Source organism: Streptomyces sp. ActVer (assembly GCF_027270795.1).
In the GTDB taxonomy this organism is placed as follows: domain Bacteria; phylum Actinomycetota; class Actinomycetes; order Streptomycetales; family Streptomycetaceae; genus Streptomyces; species Streptomyces umbrinus_A.
Window position 1 is genome coordinate 1 of record NZ_JAPWHT010000745.1, and the last position, 2,935, is coordinate 2,935.

Sequence of the window (2,935 nt, forward strand, 5' to 3'; positions counted from 1 at the left end):
TAAGGGGCGCGGGGCTGTGACATTTTGCGGCTCCGCCGCGTGGGCGCGACCAGCCCCTGACGGCCCGCAGGCGACGCAGAACCTCTCCGGAGCCCTCCCGAGAGTGGACCATGCCCCAAGGGGCATGACACCTGGCGGCAACAGACCAGAAATCAACAAACTGTTCAACCGGCTTACGGTCTGAGGCAGTCCCCACCTCCCCGCCGCTCCTGGAGTGCCCATGGCAACCCCAACCCCCACCCCCGCACGGCAAGTGCACCCCGTGGACGAGGTCCCACCAGTCCGCCACCTCGCCGCCTTCGGTCTGCAGCACGTACTCGCGATGTACGCGGGCGCGGTCGCCGTCCCCCTGATCGTCGGCAGCGCGATGAAGCTGTCGCCGGCGGACATGGCGTACCTGATCACGGCCGACCTGCTGCTGTGCGGCATCGCGACCCTCATCCAGTGCGTCGGCTTCTGGCGCTTCGGCGTGCGGCTGCCGATCATGCAGGGCTGCACCTTCGCGGCCGTGTCGCCGATGGTGCTGATCGGCACGGGCGGCGGCGGACTGCCCGCGATCTACGGGTCGGTGATCGTCGCCGGGCTGGCGATCATCCTGCTGGCGCCGGTCTTCGGGAAGCTGCTGCGGTTCTTCCCGCCGCTCGTCACGGGCACGGTGATCCTGATCATCGGACTCTCGCTGTTGCCGGTGGCGGGCAACTGGGCGGCCGGCGGGGTGGGTTCAGCGGACTTCGGTGAGCCGAAGAACCTCGCGCTCGCGGCCTTCGTCCTGGCGGTCGTGCTCGCCGTGCAGCGGTTCGCGCCGGTCTTCCTGAGCCGGATCGCGGTGCTGCTCGGCATCGCGGTGGGGCTCGCGGTGGCCGTGCCGTTCGGCTTCACGGACTTCGACGGGGTCGGGAACGCGGACTGGCTCGGCATCAGCACGCCGTTCCACTTCGGCGCCCCCACGTTCGAGGCGTCGGCGATCGCTTCGATGCTGGTCGTGGCCCTGGTGACGATGACTGAGACGACCGGTGACTTCATCGCGGTCGGCGAGATGACCGACCGGAGGATCGAGCCCCGTACGCTCGCCGACGGTCTGCGCGCGGACGGCCTGTCCACGGTCCTCGGCGGTGTCTTCAACACGTTCCCGTACACGGCGTACGCGCAGAACGTCGGTCTCGTCGGCATGACACGGGTCCGCAGCCGCTGGGTGGTCGCCACCGCCGGCGGCATCCTCGTCCTGCTCGGCCTGCTGCCCAAGCTGGGCGCGGTGGTCGCGGCCATACCGGCTCCGGTGCTCGGCGGCGCGGGCCTGGTCATGTTCGGCACGGTCGCCGCGAGCGGGCTGCGGACACTGGCCCAGGTCGACTTCAAGGGCAACAACAACCTGACGGTGGTGGCCGTTTCGGTCGCCATCGGGATGCTGCCGGTCGGCGTGCCGACGGTGTACGCGAAGTTCCCCGACTGGTTCCAGACGGTGATGAACAGCGGTATCAGCGCGGGCTGTCTCACCGCGATCGTGCTGAACCTGCTCTTCAACCACCTTCCCTCGAAGGGCGGTTCAGCCGCTCCCGAGGCGGACGGCCTGGCGAACGGCGGCGGCGAGGACACTGTCGAGAAGCCCCGGGAAGAGGTCGTCTAGGTCGTCCCGTCGCAGCCCGTTCATCTTGGCGGTGCCCCGGTAGATCTGCCGGATCACGCCCGCCTCCCGCAGCACCCGGAAGTGATGCGTGGTCGTGGACTTGGTGACGGGCAGGTCGAAGTGCGAACAGGAGAGCTCGTCGCCGTCGGCGGCGAGCTCTCGCACGACCAAAAGCCGCATCGGGTCGGAGAGCGCGTGCAGCACGGCTTCCAGCCGGATCTCCGTGCGCTCGGGGTGCGGGAGGTCGCGGCTGCTGGCGGGGGCGGCGGTCGTCACGGCGGCTCCAGTCCGTCGGGGCCGGAAATCTGAGGTCTGAGGTCTCCGGAGAACTTCATTGTACGAGAGGTCTCGTAGTTTGACACTCGCCGTACTACGATGCCTATCGTACTAGTCGTAACCCGGCCCCGTCACGAATTGGAGTCCGCCGTGAGCGCGCTCTTCGAGCCCTACACCCTGCGCGATCTGACTGTCCCGAACCGGGTCTGGATGCCGCCGATGTGCCAGTACTCGGCCGCGCCCGAGGGCCCCGCGACCGGCGCCCCGAACGACTGGCACTTCGCGCACTACGCGGCGCGGGCCGTCGGCGGGACCGGCCTGATCATCGTCGAGGCCACCGCTGTCAGCCCCGAGGGGCGGATCTCTCCGTACGACCTGGGCATCTGGAACGACACCCAGGTCGAGGCGTTCCGGCGGATCACGCGGTTCCTGGTGTCCCAGGGCACGGTCCCCGCGATCCAGCTCGGGCACGGCGGCCGCAAGGCCTCGACCGACCGCCCCTGGAAGGGCGGCGCGCCCGTCGGCCCGGACGCGTACGGCTGGCAGCCGCTCGGACCGAGCCCGGTCGCCTTCGACGAGAACCACCCCGTGCCGACCGAGCTGACGGTGGACGGGATCCGGGAGATCGTCGGCCAGTTCGCCGACGCCGCGCGGCGGGCGCTGGACGCCGGCTTCGAGATCGCCGAGATCCACGGCGCGCACGGCTACCTGGTCGGTGAGTTCCTCTCCCCGCACTCCAACCGGCGCACGGACGCGTACGGCGGCTCGTACGAGAACCGTGTGCGCTTCGCCCTCGAAGTCGTGGACGCCGTGCGCGAGGTGTGGCCGGACGACAAGCCGCTGTTCTTCCGTATCTCGGCCACCGACTGGCTGGAGGAGAACGGCTGGACGGCCGACGACACTGTCCGCTTCGCCGCCGAACTGACCGCCCACGGCGTGGACCTGCTCGACGTCTCCACGGGCGGCAACGCGTCTGGCGTACGCATCCCCGTCGGGCCGGGCTACCAGGTGCCCTCCGCCGCGCGCGTGAAGCGC

General features: G+C 69.9%; 3 protein-coding genes. 2 read left to right on the forward strand and 1 reads right to left on the reverse strand.

The genetic code is table 11. From position 1 onward, the window contains the following. Window positions 1-220 precede the first annotated feature (220 nt). Entirely contained in the window at window positions 221-1,624 is a 1,404-nt protein-coding gene (locus O3Q52_RS51475; RefSeq protein ID WP_269655302.1) for a nucleobase:cation symporter-2 family protein, read from the forward strand. Here the strand turns inward: O3Q52_RS51475 and O3Q52_RS51480 are convergent. After that, window positions 1,544-1,900 (reverse strand): helix-turn-helix transcriptional regulator, encoded by a 357-nt coding sequence (locus O3Q52_RS51480; RefSeq protein ID WP_269655303.1) that lies wholly within the window; start codon window positions 1,898-1,900, stop codon window positions 1,544-1,546. The two genes, O3Q52_RS51475 and O3Q52_RS51480, sit on opposite strands and share 81 nt — an antisense overlap. A 150-nt stretch (window positions 1,901-2,050) precedes the next feature. Here O3Q52_RS51480 and O3Q52_RS51485 point away from each other — a divergent pair. Further along, a partial coding sequence (locus O3Q52_RS51485; protein WP_269655304.1) for an NADH:flavin oxidoreductase/NADH oxidase occupies window positions 2,051-2,935 on the forward strand: 885 nt, incomplete at its 3' end.